Annotated in this window: 13 protein-coding genes; 6 read left to right on the top strand and 7 right to left on the bottom strand. The window is 71.8% G+C overall.

All coding sequences use genetic code 11. The features are described from left to right. Nucleotides 1-83 precede the first annotated feature (83 nt). A complete protein-coding gene (locus LUU90_RS18675) occupies nucleotides 84-365 on the top strand; it encodes a WhiB family transcriptional regulator (RefSeq protein ID WP_308434123.1) in 282 nt (93 codons plus the stop codon). A gap of 218 nt (nucleotides 366-583) precedes the next feature. On the opposite strand, the gene LUU90_RS18670 is transcribed toward LUU90_RS18675, so the two are convergent. Genes LUU90_RS18670 through pdhA form a run of 3 tightly spaced genes read right to left on the bottom strand, consistent with a single transcriptional unit; the run spans nucleotide 584 to nucleotide 4,307 of the window. After that, a complete protein-coding gene (locus tag LUU90_RS18670; protein ID WP_275005225.1) occupies nucleotides 584-2,065 on the bottom strand; it encodes a dihydrolipoamide acetyltransferase family protein in 1,482 nt (493 codons plus the stop codon). Between the two features lie 35 nt (nucleotides 2,066-2,100). After that, complete coding sequence (locus LUU90_RS18665) at nucleotides 2,101-3,132, bottom strand: alpha-ketoacid dehydrogenase subunit beta (RefSeq protein WP_275005224.1); 1,032 nt, start codon at nucleotides 3,130-3,132, stop codon at nucleotides 2,101-2,103. 5 nt (nucleotides 3,133-3,137) lie between these two features. Further along, entirely contained in the window at nucleotides 3,138-4,307 is a 1,170-nt protein-coding gene (gene pdhA, locus LUU90_RS18660) for a pyruvate dehydrogenase (acetyl-transferring) E1 component subunit alpha (RefSeq protein WP_275005223.1), read from the bottom strand. Nucleotides 4,308-4,610: 303 nt separating this feature from the next. Between pdhA and LUU90_RS18655 the strand changes: the two genes are divergently transcribed. Beyond that, nucleotides 4,611-5,624: an acetylxylan esterase gene (locus LUU90_RS18655; protein ID WP_275005222.1), complete on the top strand. Its 1,014-nt coding sequence runs from the start codon at nucleotides 4,611-4,613 to the stop codon at nucleotides 5,622-5,624. 106 nt (nucleotides 5,625-5,730) lie between these two features. Here the strand turns inward: LUU90_RS18655 and hisC are convergent, their stop codons facing one another. Further along, nucleotides 5,731-6,825: a histidinol-phosphate transaminase gene (gene hisC, locus LUU90_RS18650; RefSeq protein WP_275005219.1), complete on the bottom strand. Its 1,095-nt coding sequence runs from the start codon at nucleotides 6,823-6,825 to the stop codon at nucleotides 5,731-5,733. A gap of 14 nt (nucleotides 6,826-6,839) precedes the next feature. Between hisC and LUU90_RS18645 the strand changes: the two genes are divergently transcribed. Then, nucleotides 6,840-7,247 carry a phage holin family protein gene (locus LUU90_RS18645; protein ID WP_275005218.1) on the top strand — a complete coding sequence of 136 codons (408 nt, stop codon included), beginning with the start codon at nucleotides 6,840-6,842 and terminating at the stop codon, nucleotides 7,245-7,247. Here LUU90_RS18645 and LUU90_RS18640 read toward each other — a convergent pair. Next, nucleotides 7,237-8,790: a hypothetical protein gene (locus LUU90_RS18640; RefSeq protein WP_275005217.1), complete on the bottom strand. Its 1,554-nt coding sequence runs from the start codon at nucleotides 8,788-8,790 to the stop codon at nucleotides 7,237-7,239. The two genes, LUU90_RS18645 and LUU90_RS18640, sit on opposite strands and share 11 nt — an antisense overlap. Then, nucleotides 8,787-9,041, bottom strand: coding sequence for a hypothetical protein (locus tag LUU90_RS18635; protein ID WP_275005215.1), 255 nt, complete (start codon nucleotides 9,039-9,041; stop codon nucleotides 8,787-8,789). The genes LUU90_RS18640 and LUU90_RS18635 overlap by 4 nt, the downstream gene beginning before the upstream one ends. Nucleotides 9,042-9,260: 219 nt before the next feature. Between LUU90_RS18635 and purB the strand changes: the two genes are divergently transcribed. After that, on the top strand, nucleotides 9,261-10,757 hold the full coding sequence (gene purB, locus LUU90_RS18630) for an adenylosuccinate lyase (RefSeq protein WP_275005213.1): 1,497 nt from the start codon (nucleotides 9,261-9,263) through the stop codon (nucleotides 10,755-10,757). 8 nt (nucleotides 10,758-10,765) lie between these two features. Here the strand turns inward: purB and LUU90_RS18625 are convergent, their stop codons facing one another. Beyond that, nucleotides 10,766-12,382 carry an AbgT family transporter gene (locus LUU90_RS18625; RefSeq protein WP_275005212.1) on the bottom strand — a complete coding sequence of 539 codons (1,617 nt, stop codon included), beginning with the start codon at nucleotides 12,380-12,382 and terminating at the stop codon, nucleotides 10,766-10,768. A gap of 103 nt (nucleotides 12,383-12,485) precedes the next feature. Between LUU90_RS18625 and LUU90_RS18620 the strand changes: the two genes are divergently transcribed. Both LUU90_RS18620 and LUU90_RS18615 read left to right on the top strand, forming a co-directional pair. After that, nucleotides 12,486-13,859 carry a M20 family metallopeptidase gene (locus LUU90_RS18620; RefSeq protein WP_275005210.1) on the top strand — a complete coding sequence of 458 codons (1,374 nt, stop codon included), beginning with the start codon at nucleotides 12,486-12,488 and terminating at the stop codon, nucleotides 13,857-13,859. 75 nt (nucleotides 13,860-13,934) lie between these two features. Next, complete coding sequence (locus LUU90_RS18615) at nucleotides 13,935-14,309, top strand: hypothetical protein (protein ID WP_275005209.1); 375 nt, start codon at nucleotides 13,935-13,937, stop codon at nucleotides 14,307-14,309. Nucleotides 14,310-14,433: the final 124 nt, after the last annotated feature.

Below are 14,433 nucleotides of genomic sequence, written 5' to 3'. Positions count from 1 at the left end.
CCGAACCGGACATTTCGACGAAGCTCAGGAAAAGTTCGGTCGGATTATGCACCAAACCCAACCCTTTAGCCCTCTTCTGCGTTGTGACCAGTGTGGACCTCGCGAACATCATCACCGAGACCGACGACTCCGTGCCGTGCTCGGAACAGCCCGAGCTCTGGTTCGCGGAACATCCTGCGGACCTCGAGGAGGCCAAGCGCGCGTGCGCGGTCTGCCCGCTGAAGGCCCAGTGCCTCGCGGGCGCGCTCGCCCGCCGCGAGCCGTGGGGCGTCTGGGGCGGCGAGATCGTCGTGGACGGCACCGTGCGGAGCCGCAAGCGGCGTCGCGGTCGGCCCCGGTCGATCGGCGGCATGCGCGTGGCGTGAGCCACGTGACCACAGGACATTGCCTGAGGCACGGCGATCGAGGCCAGTCGTCGTGAGATACCGAGGCAGTGCGCTCTCCGCACCGAGGATCTCCCAGACGGATCCGGACGAGCGCACTGCCCCGGTCGCACGACGTGTCAGACCCCCGGGTCACCTTGCGGTGATCCGGGGGTCTGACACGTTAGGGAGCCTCGGGGCTCAGCTCCACACGAGGCGGCTCAGCTCCACACGAGGCCGTGCGCCGGCTCCTCGAGCACCCGCGCGACGTCGGACAGGAACCGGGCGCCGAGCTCGCCGTCGGCCAGCCGGTGGTCGAAGCTGAAGCTCAGCTGCGTCACCCACCGCGGCTTCACCTTGCCCTTGTGCACCCACGGCTGCTTGCGGATCGCGCCGAAGGCGAGGATCCCCGCCTCCCCCGGGTTGAGGATCGGCGTACCCGTGTCGATCCCGAAGACACCCAGGTTGGTGATCGTGATGGTGCCGTCGGACATGTCCGTGACCGACGTACGTCCGGCCCGCGCCGTCGCCGTCAGCCCGGCCAGCGCCTTCGCGATGCCGAGCAGGTCGAGCGTGTGCGCGTCCTTGATGTTCGGCACCACGAGCCCGCGCGGCGTCGCCGCGGCGATGCCCAGGTTCACGTAGTGCTTGTAGATGATCTCCTGCGCGGCGTCGTCCCACGAGGCGTTGATCTGCGGGTGCCGCTTCACCGCGAGCAGCACCGCCTTGGCCGCGACCAGCAGGGGCGTCACCTTGACGTCCGTGAAGTCGCGGTCCTCCTTGAGCGCCGCCACGAGCTTCATCGTCTTCGTGACGTCGACGGTGTGCAGGACGGTCACGTGCGGCGCGGTGAAGGCGCTGGCCACCATGGCCTCGGCGGTGCGCTTGCGCACCGACCGTACCGGGACGCGCGTCTGGCGCCCGTCCGGTGAGACCACACCCGAGGCGAGCCACGGCTCGTCGTCCGGGTAGTGGGTCAGCGTCCGCACCGACGAGCGCTCGGCGTGGGAGACCACGTCCTCGCGCGTCACGATGCCACCAGGACCCGACGCGTGCACGCCCGCCAGGTCCACCCCCAGGTCCTTGGCCAGCTTGCGGACCGGCGGCTTGGCGAGCACCCGGGCCCGCGCGGCGGTGGTGGTCCCGGTGTCCGACGCAGGAGCCGGCGTGGCCGGCCGGGGCGCAGCAGGTGCCGGAGCCTTGACGGGCTGGGCCACCGATGCAGGCGCTGCCTGCACACGGGTGTCGACGGCCTCGACCACCGCCGTCGCGGCCGGAGCCGCCTGGTGCCGACGACGCCGTCCGCTCGCCTTGGCCTCGACGGTGCCGTAACCGACGAGCACCGACCCGGAGCTCTCGTCCTGAGCGTCACCGCCTGCAGGTGCGCCTCCCGGACCGGGAGCAGAGCCGGCCGGCGTGGCCGTGCCGTTCTGGGTCGACCCGGCAGGGCCGCCCGCGCCGTCGGGCACCGCGATCTCGATGATCGGGGTGCCGACGTCCACGGTGGTGCCCGGCTCCACGAGCAGGGCGGTGACCGTCCCGGTCCACGGCGACGGCAGCTCGACGAGCGACTTCGCCGTCTCGATCTCGACGATCGTCTGGTTCACCTCGACCGAGTCGCCGACGGCGACCTGCCACTCGACGATCTCGGCCTCGGTGAGGCCCTCTCCGACGTCGGGGAGCGGGAACCTCTGGTTCTTCAAGCTCACTCTCGGCTCACTCTCTGCTCACTCCTGAGTCAGTGCGCGAAGGCACGGTCGACGGCGTCGAGCACGCGGTCCACGCTCGGCAGGTACTCGTGCTCGTGCTTCGCCACCGGGTACGGGGTGTGGAAGCCGCCCACGCGGAGCACAGGCGCCTCGAGAGCATAGAAGCACTCCTCGGTGACGCGGGCGGCGATCTCGGCGCCGGCGCCGAAGAACACCGGCGCCTCGTGGATGACCACGCAGCGGCCGGTCTTGCGCACGCTCGCCACCACCGCGGCGGTATCGATCGGCGAGATGGCGCGCAGGTCGAGCACCTCGGCGGAGCGACCCTCCTCCGCGAGCGCGTCGGCGGTCTTGATCGCCGTCGCGACGGACGGCCCGTACGCGACGAGCGTGACGTCGGTGCCCTGGCGGACCACGTGGGCCGTGTTGAGGGTGTCCGTCCCGACCGGAGCCTCGAGGTCGACCGCGCCCTTGCCCCAGTAGCGGCTCTTGGGCTCGAAGAACAGCACGGGGTCCGGGGAGGCGATGGCCTCCTGGATCATCGTGTAGGCCTCTTGCGGGGTGCTCGGCGAGACCACGCGCAGGCCGGCGGTGTGCGCGAAGAGCGCCTCCGGGCTCTCGCCGTGGTGCTCCACGCCGCCGATGCCGCCGCCGTAGGGGATGCGGATCACGACGGGCATCTGGACGGCGCCGCGCGTGCGGTTGTGGATCTTCGACAGCTGCGTGGTGATCTGGTTGAACGCCGGGAAGACGAACCCGTCGAACTGGATCTCGCAGACCGGCCGGTAGCCGCGCATGGCCAGGCCGATGGCGGTGCCGACGATGCCGGACTCCGCCAGCGGCGTGTCCACCACCCGCTGCTCGCCGAACTCCGCCTGCAGGCCGTCGGTCACGCGGAAGACGCCGCCCAGCGGGCCGATGTCCTCGCCCATGAGCATGACCTTGTCGTCGTGCCGCATCGCGGCGCGCAGGCCCTCGTTGATCGCCTTGCTGAACGAGAGCGTCCGGGTGCCCGATGCGGGCTCCGGGGCGCCGGACGTGGTGTGTGTGCGTTCCGCCATGGTTGTCATCGTGCGCCTCCCTGGGCCGAGTCCGCGATCGCATACTGGGACGCCGGCGGGTCACCGGCGTCGTAGGCCTCGTACCAGGCCCGGTCGGTGGCGAGGGTGCCGTGCGGGGTCGCGTACACGTCGTCGAACATGCTCGAGACGGCCGACCCGCCGTCGAGGGCCCGGACGCCGTCGCGCAGCTGCGCGCCCAGCTCGTCACCCTCTGCCTTGATCTCGGCCTCGAAGTCGTCGTCGAGCGCGCCCTCGGACCGCAGCAGTGCGGCGAGACGGTCGATCGGGTCACGGCGGCGCCACTGCTCCTCCTGCTCGGAGGTGCGGTAGCGGGTCGGGTCGTCCGACGTCGTGTGCGCGCCCATGCGGTAGGTGAACGCCTCGATGAAGCTCGGGCCCTGACCCAGCCGGGCGCGCTCCAGCGCCTCCTGCGTCGCGGCGTAGACGGCGAGCACGTCGTTCCCGTCGACCCGCAGGCTGGGCAGGCCGAACGCCTCGCCCCGCTTGTACAGCGGGGTCTTCGTCTGCCGGGTGGTCGGCTCGGAGATGGCCCACTGGTTGTTCTGCAGGAAGAACACGACCGGTGCGTCGTTCACCGCGGCGTAGACCATCGCCTCGTTGACGTCGCCCTGCGAGGTGGCACCGTCCCCGAAGTAGGTGATCACGGCGGTGCCGTCGTTCTTGTCGTGCGGGGTGCCGTCGCGCTGGACGCCCATGGCGTAGCCGGTGGCGTGCAGGGTGTGCGCGCCGATGACGATCGTGTACACGCTGGTGTTGTGCTCGGTCGGGTTCCACCCACCGTGGTCGGAACCACGGAAGAACCGCAGCCGGTCGACCGGGTCCAGGCCCCGGACATGCAGCACACCGTGCTCCCGGTAGGACGGGAACACGTAGTCCTGCGGCCGTAGCGCGTAGGCGCTGCCGACCTGCGCGGCCTCCTGGCCACGAGAGGGCGCGAACAGGGCGAGCTCGCCCTGTCGCTGGAGCGAGGTCGCCTCGTCATCGAAGCGACGGGTCAGGACCATGTCGCGGTACATGCCGCGGAGGTCTTCCGCGGTCAGGGCAGCGGCCCGGTCGCGATACCCCTTGGTACCGCGCGTCGTGACGCGGTTCCCTTGGGGGTCGAGTAGCTGCAACGTCGGGATCGCCTCGTTGGAGCCGTTGGTCGTAGTCACGCTTCCTCCTTCAACTGCGGACGCGAGCGCCCGCTGTTGCGGAGACGCCCGGTCCGTTCCGGGGACCTTTCCATCCTGGCACGGGTCCAGCCGGAAATTTGGCCGATCCGCAACCTACGCTCTCGTAGCCTACGCAAGCGTAGGCTACGGCTCCGTAGGTTGGTCTGCCGCGATGTCGCCCAATCTCTCCGGGGGCCGTTTGTCGGATTCCACCAAGCCGCGCGACGCAGTCTCGACGCACGCCGCCCCGGACCCTCCGCGCGGCGCCTCCGTCTCGGCAGGCCCCCGGCCGATACTGACCCGGTGCACCCGCCGTACGACAGCTGGTTCCCGGACGCGCCGATCGACGGCACCTACGGGCACGACAGAGACGCCCTGCTCGCGGTCGAGCCCGTCCCGCCGCCCGCGGGATTCGGCGACCTGTGGCGCGGCTGGTTCGCGGCCTCCCGCGGGGTACGTCCCGACCCGCGCCTGACGGCGCTCGGCAGGCAGGACGGACACGACCTCTACGTGCTCGAGCACACGGGCGCCGACGGGCTACGCCTGCGCGGCTGGCTCGCCCTGCCGTCCGACGGCGCGGCCCGGGTCGGCATCGTGCACAGCCACGGGTACGGCGGCCGGGAGGCGCCCAGCTTCGAACGCGTGCCCGACGACGCCGCCGTCGTCTTCCCGGTGGCCCGCGGGCTCGGGGCACTCAACACCGGGGTCGGCGCCCCGGACACGGCGGACGAGCACGTGCTGCACGGCATCGGCTCCGTGGACACCTACTCCCTGGGCCGGTGCGCCGTCGACCTGTGGCACGCTGCCGACGCCCTCGTCGAGGTGGCCGGCACCCTGCCGCTCTACTACGTGGGCGAGAGCTTCGGCGGCATCGGCGCGCTGGCGGTGCCGTGGGACCGGCGGTTCGTGGGCGCGACCCTGGTGGTGCCGAGCTTCGGGCAGTACGACGTGCGGCTCTCCGTGGAGTGCGCCGGCAGCGGTGCGGCGGTGCGCCGGTACGTCGCCGAGCATCCGGAGGCCCGGGACGTGCTGCGCTATTTCGACACGTCGACGGCGGCCGCGTACCTCCGCGTACCCGTCCGCTGCGAGTGCGCCCTCTGGGACGCGTCGGTGCCGGCGCCCGGGCAGTTCGCCGTGGCGAACGCGGTGAGGGCCGCCGCACGGCCCGACCCGGTGCGGGCCGACCACCGGACCGGCTCCGAGCTGGAGCTGGAGGTGCTGCCGGCGGGGCACGCCGAGTACCCGGGTGAGCACGACGACAGGACCCGGGCCGCCGCCGCGACCCGGGCCCACATCGCGCACTGCCTGGGGCGCTGACCCCGTGGCCGAGCCGAGCGGGGCTGGGCCCAGCAAGGATGGTCGGCAGAAGGTCAGGTGATCGGTCGCTCGGAATGCCGACCACCTGACGTCCTGCCGACCACCGTCAGCTTTGGCGCCAGGCTGAGGCGACTGCCAGGAAGGCGTCGTTCGCCTCCGGGTCGCCGATGCTCACACGGATCCCGTGGCCCGCGAACGGGCGCACCAGGACACCGGCGTCCTTCGCCTCTGCGGCACGTTCCATGGTCGCCTCACCCAGGTCGAACCACACGAAGTTCGCGTGCGTCTCCGGCAGTACCCAGCCCTGACCACGCAGGCTCTCGACGACACGGGTGCGCTCGCTGACCAGCGCCTCGACGTGCTCCTTCAGCTGGCCCTGCGCCTCCGGCTCCAGCGTCGCCAGCCCGGCGGCCTGAGCGACGAGCGAGACGCCGAACGGTGTGGACACGGAGCGGATCCCGGCGACGAGGCGCGGCTCGCCGATGGCGTAGCCGATCCGGAGCCCGGCCAGGCCGTGCGCCTTGGACAGGGTGCGCAGCAGCAGCACGTTCGAGTGGCGCCGGAACACGTCGAGGCCGATCGGCGCCTCCGGGTCCCGCACGAACTCGAGGTACGCCTCGTCCAGCACGACGAGCACGTTCTTCGGCACCGCCGCCAGGAACGTCTCCAGTTCGCCCGCGTGCACGGCCGGGCCGGTCGGGTTGTTGGGCGTGCAGACCAGCACCACGCGGGTGCGCGGCGTGACCGCTGCGGCCATGGCGGGCAGGTCGAGCCGCCCGGTGCCGTCCTCGAGCGGCACGGTCACGACGTTGCCGCCGGACACCGCCGCCGCAATGGGATAGGCCTCGAACGAGCGCCACGGGAACACGATCTCGTCCCCGTGGTCGACGACCGCGTTCAGCACGTGCGCCAGCAGTGCCACCGAACCGTTGCCGACCACGACGTTCTCGGCCGCGACACCGCTGTGTGCCGCGAGCGCGCCGACGAGCTCGTCGGCGTAGATGTCGGGATACCGGTTGACCTCGGCCGCGGCGCGCGTGATGGCCGCCTGGACGGACGGCAGCGGCGCGTACGGGTTCTCGTTCGACGAGAGCTTCCAGGCCGGGGCGTTCGAGCCGCTGCGCGCACCGGGAACGTAGGCGGGCAGGGCCGACACGGCGGGCCGGAGCGCTACTGATGCTTCATCCACGGGGGTCAGCATGCCACGATGACCAGATGAAGCTCGTGGCGCGCATCCTCATCACCGCACTCGCAATCTGGCTGTCGGCCCTGATCCTCGGCTCCCACATGGAGATCATCAGCAACGACACCGCTCTGGGCACACTCATCGCCACCGTGGTGGTGGCGGTGATCTACGGCCTGGTCCACATGATCGTGAAGCCGATCGTCCAGCTCATCTCCCTCCCCCTCTACATCCTCACGCTCGGCCTGGTGTCGTTCTTGATCAACGCGTTCATGCTGTGGATCACAACGCTCATCACCAACCAGACGTGGTTCTCCGACACGCCCAACTGGGGCCTCGAGGTGAACGGTGGCTTCTGGTGGTTCGTGCTCGCGGCGCTGGTGATCTCGGTGGTGCAGACGATCCTGCTGGCGATCCTGCCCAACAAGATCACCGACTGACGCGCTCCACCCGGTAGTACCTGGTCTCCGCCGTCGCGCCGCTCAGGCGCGGGCCGATCCGGTCTGCCACCTCCGCGACCCGGGGGTCACCGAGCCCTACCGCGAGGTCGAGCGTCCGGACGTGCGTGGTGACCGAGTGCGCCTGCACCACGTCGCCGGACGCCGTTCGGTCGCCGGGGTCTGTCGACTCCCGCAACGACCGAACCACCGTGACCCGGTCGCGGGTACGGGGATTCTCCGCGGCAGAGCGGCCGTCCGTGTTCGGGACGAGCTCTTCCGGGGTCTCCAGGTGCAGCACGGGGACGCCGGGCGGTGTCGCCAGGAGACCCGTGGGCGACCCGGCGGTGACGAGGCCCCCGACCCGGTACCGCTCGGCGAAGCCCGCTCGTGAAGCGAGCGCCACCGCCGCGATTCCGCCCAGGCTGTGTCCCACGAGGGTCACCGGCTCGTCGGGACCGACGTCGGAGTCGGCGAGTGCGCGCTCGATCGCCGCCGTGGCGCCGTCGGCCTGGCCGGCCACGAGCTCCAGGTCGGTCCGGCCGTCCCAGGGATGGTCTGCCGGCAGCGCCGACTGGGTGCCGGGGATCAGCACGGTCCAGGACACCTGGCCGCCCTCCCCCACCACCTTCTGCACCGCCACGGTCGCCGCCGGGGCGCCGCCTGTACCGGGGTAGAGGTCGTCGATCCTGGTCAGCGCCTCCTGGACCGACGACGCACCGCGGCCGGACCATGCGGGGACCGCTCCGTCAGCGAAGTCGCCGGGGCCGACCCGCATGACCCGGAACCCGTCGTCATCGTTCCCGAGAACCGGTGCCTCGCGAGCCACGTGCGCGAGGACCGCGGCTCCCCCGGCCACGCCGGAGCGCCCCTCGGCCCGCCCGGCCTGAGCCAGCGCGACACCGCTGCCCGCACCCGCGAACAGCTCGTCCGAGAAGGGCGCGGCCCCGCGCGTCGCACCCGATGCGGCCCAGCCCGCTACCGCCACGGTGGCCCGGCTGGTCAGGGTTCCCCCGGCCAGGCGCCCGGCGACCTCGGCGCCGCCCACGGCACCGACGCCCACGAGACCCGCCCAGCCCAGGCTGCCCAGCGCTGCCCCCGTACCGAAGGTCCCGGCGGTGATCAGGGCGCCGACCACCCGCTCCGCCGTCGACTCCGCCTCCTCGTAGAGGCCGGCCGCCCGGAGCAGGCGCCAGCCGAGCAGGTCGCACAGGTCGGCACGTGCGACGAGGGATCGCGCCGCCTCGTGCGCCGCCGCCTCCAGCGCCAGGGCGACCGGACCCAGCGTGGCGACACCGCCCGTGCCGCCGTCAGGCCAGGGCATGCCGGGAGCTGTTCCCGGGAGCCCCGGCACCACGATGTTCCCGCTCGCCGCCAGGCACTGCGCCGCGGCGGCCCGCAGCTCGTCGGCGGCACCTGCCACCCTGGCGGCCGCTCGGCGCACCGAGTCCGACTCGACGCTGGTGGTGCCCGCTCCCCCGTAGACCACGACGGTGTCCGACGGCGCGTGCGGGCCTCCGGGCCGCGCCGGCCAGGGGATCGTCATCCGAGCCCGCCCGCGGTACGGAAGGTTTCTGCCCGCCGGATCGCCTCCTTCAGCAGCAGGAGGTCGCGCGCTACGGCGAGCGCCGCCTCAGCCACCTCTGCCCGGTACAGCTCGGCGGCAGGTGCCTGCCACTCCACCTCGACGGCGGCCCGCAGCTGCTCGATCCCCCGGATCACCAGCTCCAGGGCCGCCGCGAGCGCCGTGCTCGGCTCACCTGATCCGGGTGCGGGCGCCCCGCACGCACGCGTCATCGCCTCTTCCTCGCTGCTCGTCCTGCTGTGCCCATCCGCCGGGCTCCCCTCTGGTGTCTTCTGGTGAACACGACGCTAGGTGGGGTCCGGGCGTCGGCGTCGGCTGGTGGGGGTCGCCTGTGCACAGCAACCCGGAACGGCCGGGTGTGGTCGGGCTCGCGGCGGCGCGACGCCGTCCTGCGGGTCTGTGCGGGTCCTCCGCGGAACTCCCGTGGGAGAATGGAGGACGTGCCTGAGACGACCGCGCCTGCCGCCAGCCCTGCCAGCCCCGACGCCCGCGTCACCCTCGCGGAGGTGAGCCCGGCCATCGCGCTCGGACCGCTCGACGGCCGGTACCGCAAGGCCGTCGCCCCGCTCGTGGACCACCTGAGCGAGGCCGCGCTGAACCGTGAGCGCATCCACGTCGAGGTGGAGTGGCTCATCACGCTGTGCAACGGCGCGCCCGGCGTCGAGGCGCCGGTGGTCCCCGGCGCGCCGACGCTGTCCCCGCAGGAGGTCGGCTACCTCCGCACGATCCCCGCGACGTTCGGCGCGGACGAGATCGCCGAGCTGGCCGAGATCGAGCGCGAGACCGTGCACGACGTGAAGGCCGTCGAGTACTTCATCAAGCGGCGCATCGCCGCCGCTCCGGAGGCGCTGGGCACGACCAGCCTCCCCGCGGCCAGCGAGCTGGTGCACTTCGCCTGCACGAGCGAGGACATCAACAACCTCTCGTACGCGCTGATGGTGCGGGGTGCGGTCCGCGACGTCTGGCTCCCGGCCGCGAACGCCGTCGTCGACCAGCTGGCAGGTATGGCGCGCGAGCACGCCGCGGTGCCCCTGCTGAGCCGTACGCACGGGCAGCCGGCGACGCCGACCACGCTGGGCAAGGAGCTCGCCGTGCTGGCTCACCGCCTACGCCGTCAGCTCCGCCGCATCGAGGGCGCCGAGTTCCTGGGCAAGCTGAACGGCGCCACCGGCACCTACGGGGCGCACACCGTCGCCGTCCCGACCGCCGACTGGCCTGCCGTGTCGAAGGCGTTCGTCGAGGGTCTCGGGCTGGACTGGAACCCGCTGACCACGCAGATCGAGTCGCACGACTGGCAGGCGGAGGTCTACGCCGACGTCGCCCGCTTCAACCGGATCCTGCACAACCTCGCGACCGACGTGTGGACGTACATCTCGCTCGGCTTCTTCACGCAGATCCCGGTCGCGGGCGCCACCGGTTCGTCCACGATGCCGCACAAGGTGAACCCGATCCGGTTCGAGAACGCCGAGGCCAACCTCGAGATCTCGTGCTCGCTCCTGGACACCCTCTCGGCGACGCTCGTGACGAGCCGCCTGCAGCGCGACCTCACCGACTCGACGACGCAGCGGAACATCGGCCCGGCGTTCGGGCACAGCCTGCTCGCCATCGACAACGTGGCGCGGGGCCTGGACCGGCTCGCCGTCAACGAGACGCTGCTGCGCGAGGACCTCGACGCCAACTGGGAGGTGCTGGGCGAGCCCGTCCAGTCTGCGATGCGCGCGGCGTCCGTCGCGGGTGTGCCCGGCATGGAGAACCCGTACGAGCGGCTCAAGGACCTCACGCGCGGCCAGCGTGTGGACGGCGCTCGCATGCGCGAGTTCGTGGCAGGCCTCGGCCTGCCCGACGACGTCGCCGCCCGCCTCGCCGCGCTGACCCCCGCGACGTACACGGGGCTGGCCGAGCAGCTGGTGCGGGACCACCTCAAGTAGGTCTCCTGCTACTCCAGGAAGATCCCGTTACCCGGCCCGACGGGCAGGTCGAAGAAGAAGAACACCGACAGGACCGCCGCCCAGACCAGCCAGAACGCCACGGTGAAGGGCAGCAGCCGCGCCATCACCGTGCCGAGGCCGGCGCCGGGTTCCCACCGGCGCAGGAACGTGAGCAGCACGATCATGTACGGGTTGAGCGGCGTGATGATCTGCGTGGCGGAGTCGCCCACGCGGAACGCCGCCTGCACGAACCCGGGTTCGTAGCCGATGAGCGCGAACATCGGCACGAACACGGCCGCCATGATGGTCCACAGCGACGACCCCGAGATGATGAACAGGTTCAGCAGCGAGGCGAGCACGAGGAAGCCGATGATCGCCCCGTAGCCGGTCAGGCCGCTCGACTCGAGCCCCTCGGCGCCCGCCACGGCGATCCACTGGCCGACGCCGGACCAGTTGAACAGTGCGATGAACTGGCCGAGCACGAACGCCAGCACCAGGAACCCCGCCATGTCCCTGATCGACTGCTCCAGCATCCGCGGGATGTCCTTCATCGACGCGATGGCTCCGGTCACCACGCCGTACAGGACGCCGGGCACGAGGAACAGCACGAAGATCACGAAGGTGATCGAGCTGAGCAGCGGCGACTCGGGCAGGAACCCGCCGTCCTCGTTGCGCCACGGTGACGCGGGTACCACGAACGCGACCGCGAGCACCGCGGCCACCAGCAGCAGCGAACCGATGGCGAACCACAGCCCGCGCCGCTCGGTCTCCGAGAGCTCTGCCGACTGGACGGCGCCGACGGGCTCGCCCTCGGCGTCGGCCCCCGGCACGGTCCTGTCGGCGCCTGGCACCACCGTGCCGGTGAACCGCGCCTCCTCGACCCGGACGCCCTGCCGCACCAGGCGCGGCTCCAGGACCTTGTCGATCAGGAACCCGGCGAGCACGGACAGCAGGAGCGCCGAGACCACGTTGAAGTACCAGTTGGACACCGGGTTCACCGGGTCGCCCGGGTTGGGCAGGATCTGCGTCACCGACACGGTGATGCCGGCGAACAGGGCGTCCAGGCTGGTCACGGCGAAGTTCGTGGAGTAGCCGGCACCCGCGGCGGCGAAGCCCCCGAGCAGGCCCGCCACCGGGTGCCGGCCGGCAGCCTTGAACACCATCGCCGCGAGCGGCGGGATGACGATGAAGGCGCTGTCGGACATGACGCTGCCCCCGACGCCCACGAAACCGACGGCGTAGGGCAGTGCCCACCGCGGCGCCGAGCCGAAGACCGCCCGGACGCCCGCGGCGAGCAGGCCCGTCTGCTCCGCGACACCGACAGCGAGCCAGATGGTCAGCACCGTCGTCAGGGGTGGGAAGCCTATGTAGTTGGCGCCGATGTTCTCGGTGAACCACGTCAGGCCCTCGGGCGTGAACAGGCCCTGGATCTCTGTGACCTCCTCGGCCCCCGGCACCTGCACGGTCACGTCGGCGAGCGCCATGAACGTCGAGACGAGCGCGATCGTCAGGAAGAGGATGAGGAAGAGCGTGAACGGCTCGGGCAGCCTGTTCCCGACCCGCTCCACGGCGCCCAGAAATCTGTCGGCCCGCGACGGGCGGACGGACGGTACTGCGGTGCTCATGCGGTCTCCCTTGGCTCTGGCGTCTCGGCTCCGGCGTCGGTCAGGCAGCCTAGGATCGCAATGTAGAGGGTGATTTTTCGGCCAGGTTACGGCCTTCCATACGATGGACCGCATGAGCCGCTCCACCCCGCCCAGCACCGCCTACCTGGACCACCTGGTCGCCGAGACCGCCGGGCGGCGAGAGGCGCTGACCGGTGCGGCCTCCGCGGGTGGCACCGAGCCCGGCAGGCCGGGAGCGCTGCCCGACGGCGGTGCGCCTGCCGACCTGGTCGCCGCCGTCGAGGGAGCAGCCGACCGGCTCGAACCGGAGCTCGCCGAGATCGTGCGACGCCTGCATGCCGACCCCGAGCCGGCCTTCGAGGAGCACCGCAGCGCGGCGACGCTGGTCGAGGTGCTGGCACGGCACGGCGTCAAGGCCCAGCTCGGCGCGCACGGCGTGCCGACGGCGTTCCGGGCGGAGGTCGGCGACCCCGCCGGACCGACCATCGCGATCTGCGCGGAGTACGACGCACTGCCCGGCATCGGCCACGCGTGCGGCCACAACGTCATCGCGGCGTCCGGCGTCGGGGCGTTCCTCGCCCTGCACGAGGTCATGACCTCCGGTGCGGCACCCGCCGGACGCGTCGTCCTGCTCGGCACACCCGCCGAGGAAGGGCACACAGGCAAGGAGGTCCTGGCCCGCAACGGAGCCCTGGAGGGGATCGACGCCGCGATCATGGTGCACCCGTACGGGCTCGACGTCGCCGACCAGGTCTGGCTCGGTCGCCGCCTGCTGACCTGGACCTTCAGCGGGCGCCCCGCGCACGCCTCCGCCCAGCCCTACATGGGCCGCAACGCCCTCGACGCCGCCACCCTCGCCTACCAGGGCATCGGCCTCCTGCGGCAGCAGATGCCGCCGGTGGACCGGGTGCACGCGACGATCGCGGAGGGCGGCACCCGGCCGAGCATCATCACGGAGCGGGCGGTCGTGCACCTGTACGCGCGGTCCAAGTACGCCGACACCTTGCGTGACCTGTCACGGCGCCTGGACGACATCGCGCACGGCGCCGCCCGCATGACCGGTACGGACGTGGAGATCACCTGGGACGACGGCGCTCACCCGAGCCTCCCGGTGCGCACCAACCGGCGGCTCACCGACCGGTGGGTCTCTGCCCAGCGCCGCCGCGGGCGCGACCCGCTGCCCGCCGGGGTGCTGTCCGAGACGCTCGCGGCATCCACCGACTTCGGCAACTTCTCCTTCCGCATCCCCGGCATCCACCCGCTCGTGCAGGTCTCCGAGCCGGACGTCGCTCTGCACACCGCCGAGTTCGCCACCGCCGCGGCAAGCCCCGCGGCGGTGTCCGCAGCCGTCGACAGCGCTGCCGGGCTCGCGTCGACGGCCCTGGACTACCTGTACGACGCCGGTCTGCGCGCCGCCGTCCACGAGGAATTCGCCGAGGAGGGCGGCGCCGTCGACGTGCCGGCGTACTTCGACTGAACGTCGGACCGGAGCTGATCGGCTCCCGGCCAAAAACAGGGGGCCTCGTGCAGGAGGCGCCCTTATGGTCGGGCCATGACGACGCCGGAGATCGCACCCATCGACACCTGGCTCGCCGTCACTCGGGAGGACGGCGAGACCGTTGGCTACCTCGAGCCGCTGACCGCTGACTACGCCGACGTGATCCCGCGCAACCGCCTCGGCCATGCCGTGGGCGAGGCGCAGGACTATCACGCGGCCGAGGAGCTCGTGCTCGACCGTGGTCTGCGGGAGCTGGCGGAACCGTGGCTGCTCGACGGCGAAGGGCCCGAGCTCACGGTCATCGAGCTCTCGCCCGCTGGGATCGTGCTGCGCGACGCGTTCCTGTCCAAGTCGCTGTCGCCCACGAAGCGGGTGGACGTCCCGTGGCCCGACACGGCGGAGCGCCTCCGCCGCGCCCCGGCGAGGTAGCACGCCGGCAAGATCGAGTCCTGGTGAGCTAGCGCTCAGGTGGGAGACGACTGGGCGAGAGAATGGGCGAGAGACGACTGGGGCGAGAGCGGCCGCAGATGCTGCAGTCTCTCTCGCCCCAGGT

The sequence above is a fragment of the Promicromonospora iranensis genome (assembly GCF_028994775.1).
In the GTDB taxonomy this organism is placed as follows: Bacteria; Actinomycetota; Actinomycetes; order Actinomycetales; family Cellulomonadaceae; genus Promicromonospora; species Promicromonospora iranensis_A.
Note: the sequence above shows the minus strand (reverse complement) of the source record. Positions and strands in the feature narration are given on the sequence as shown.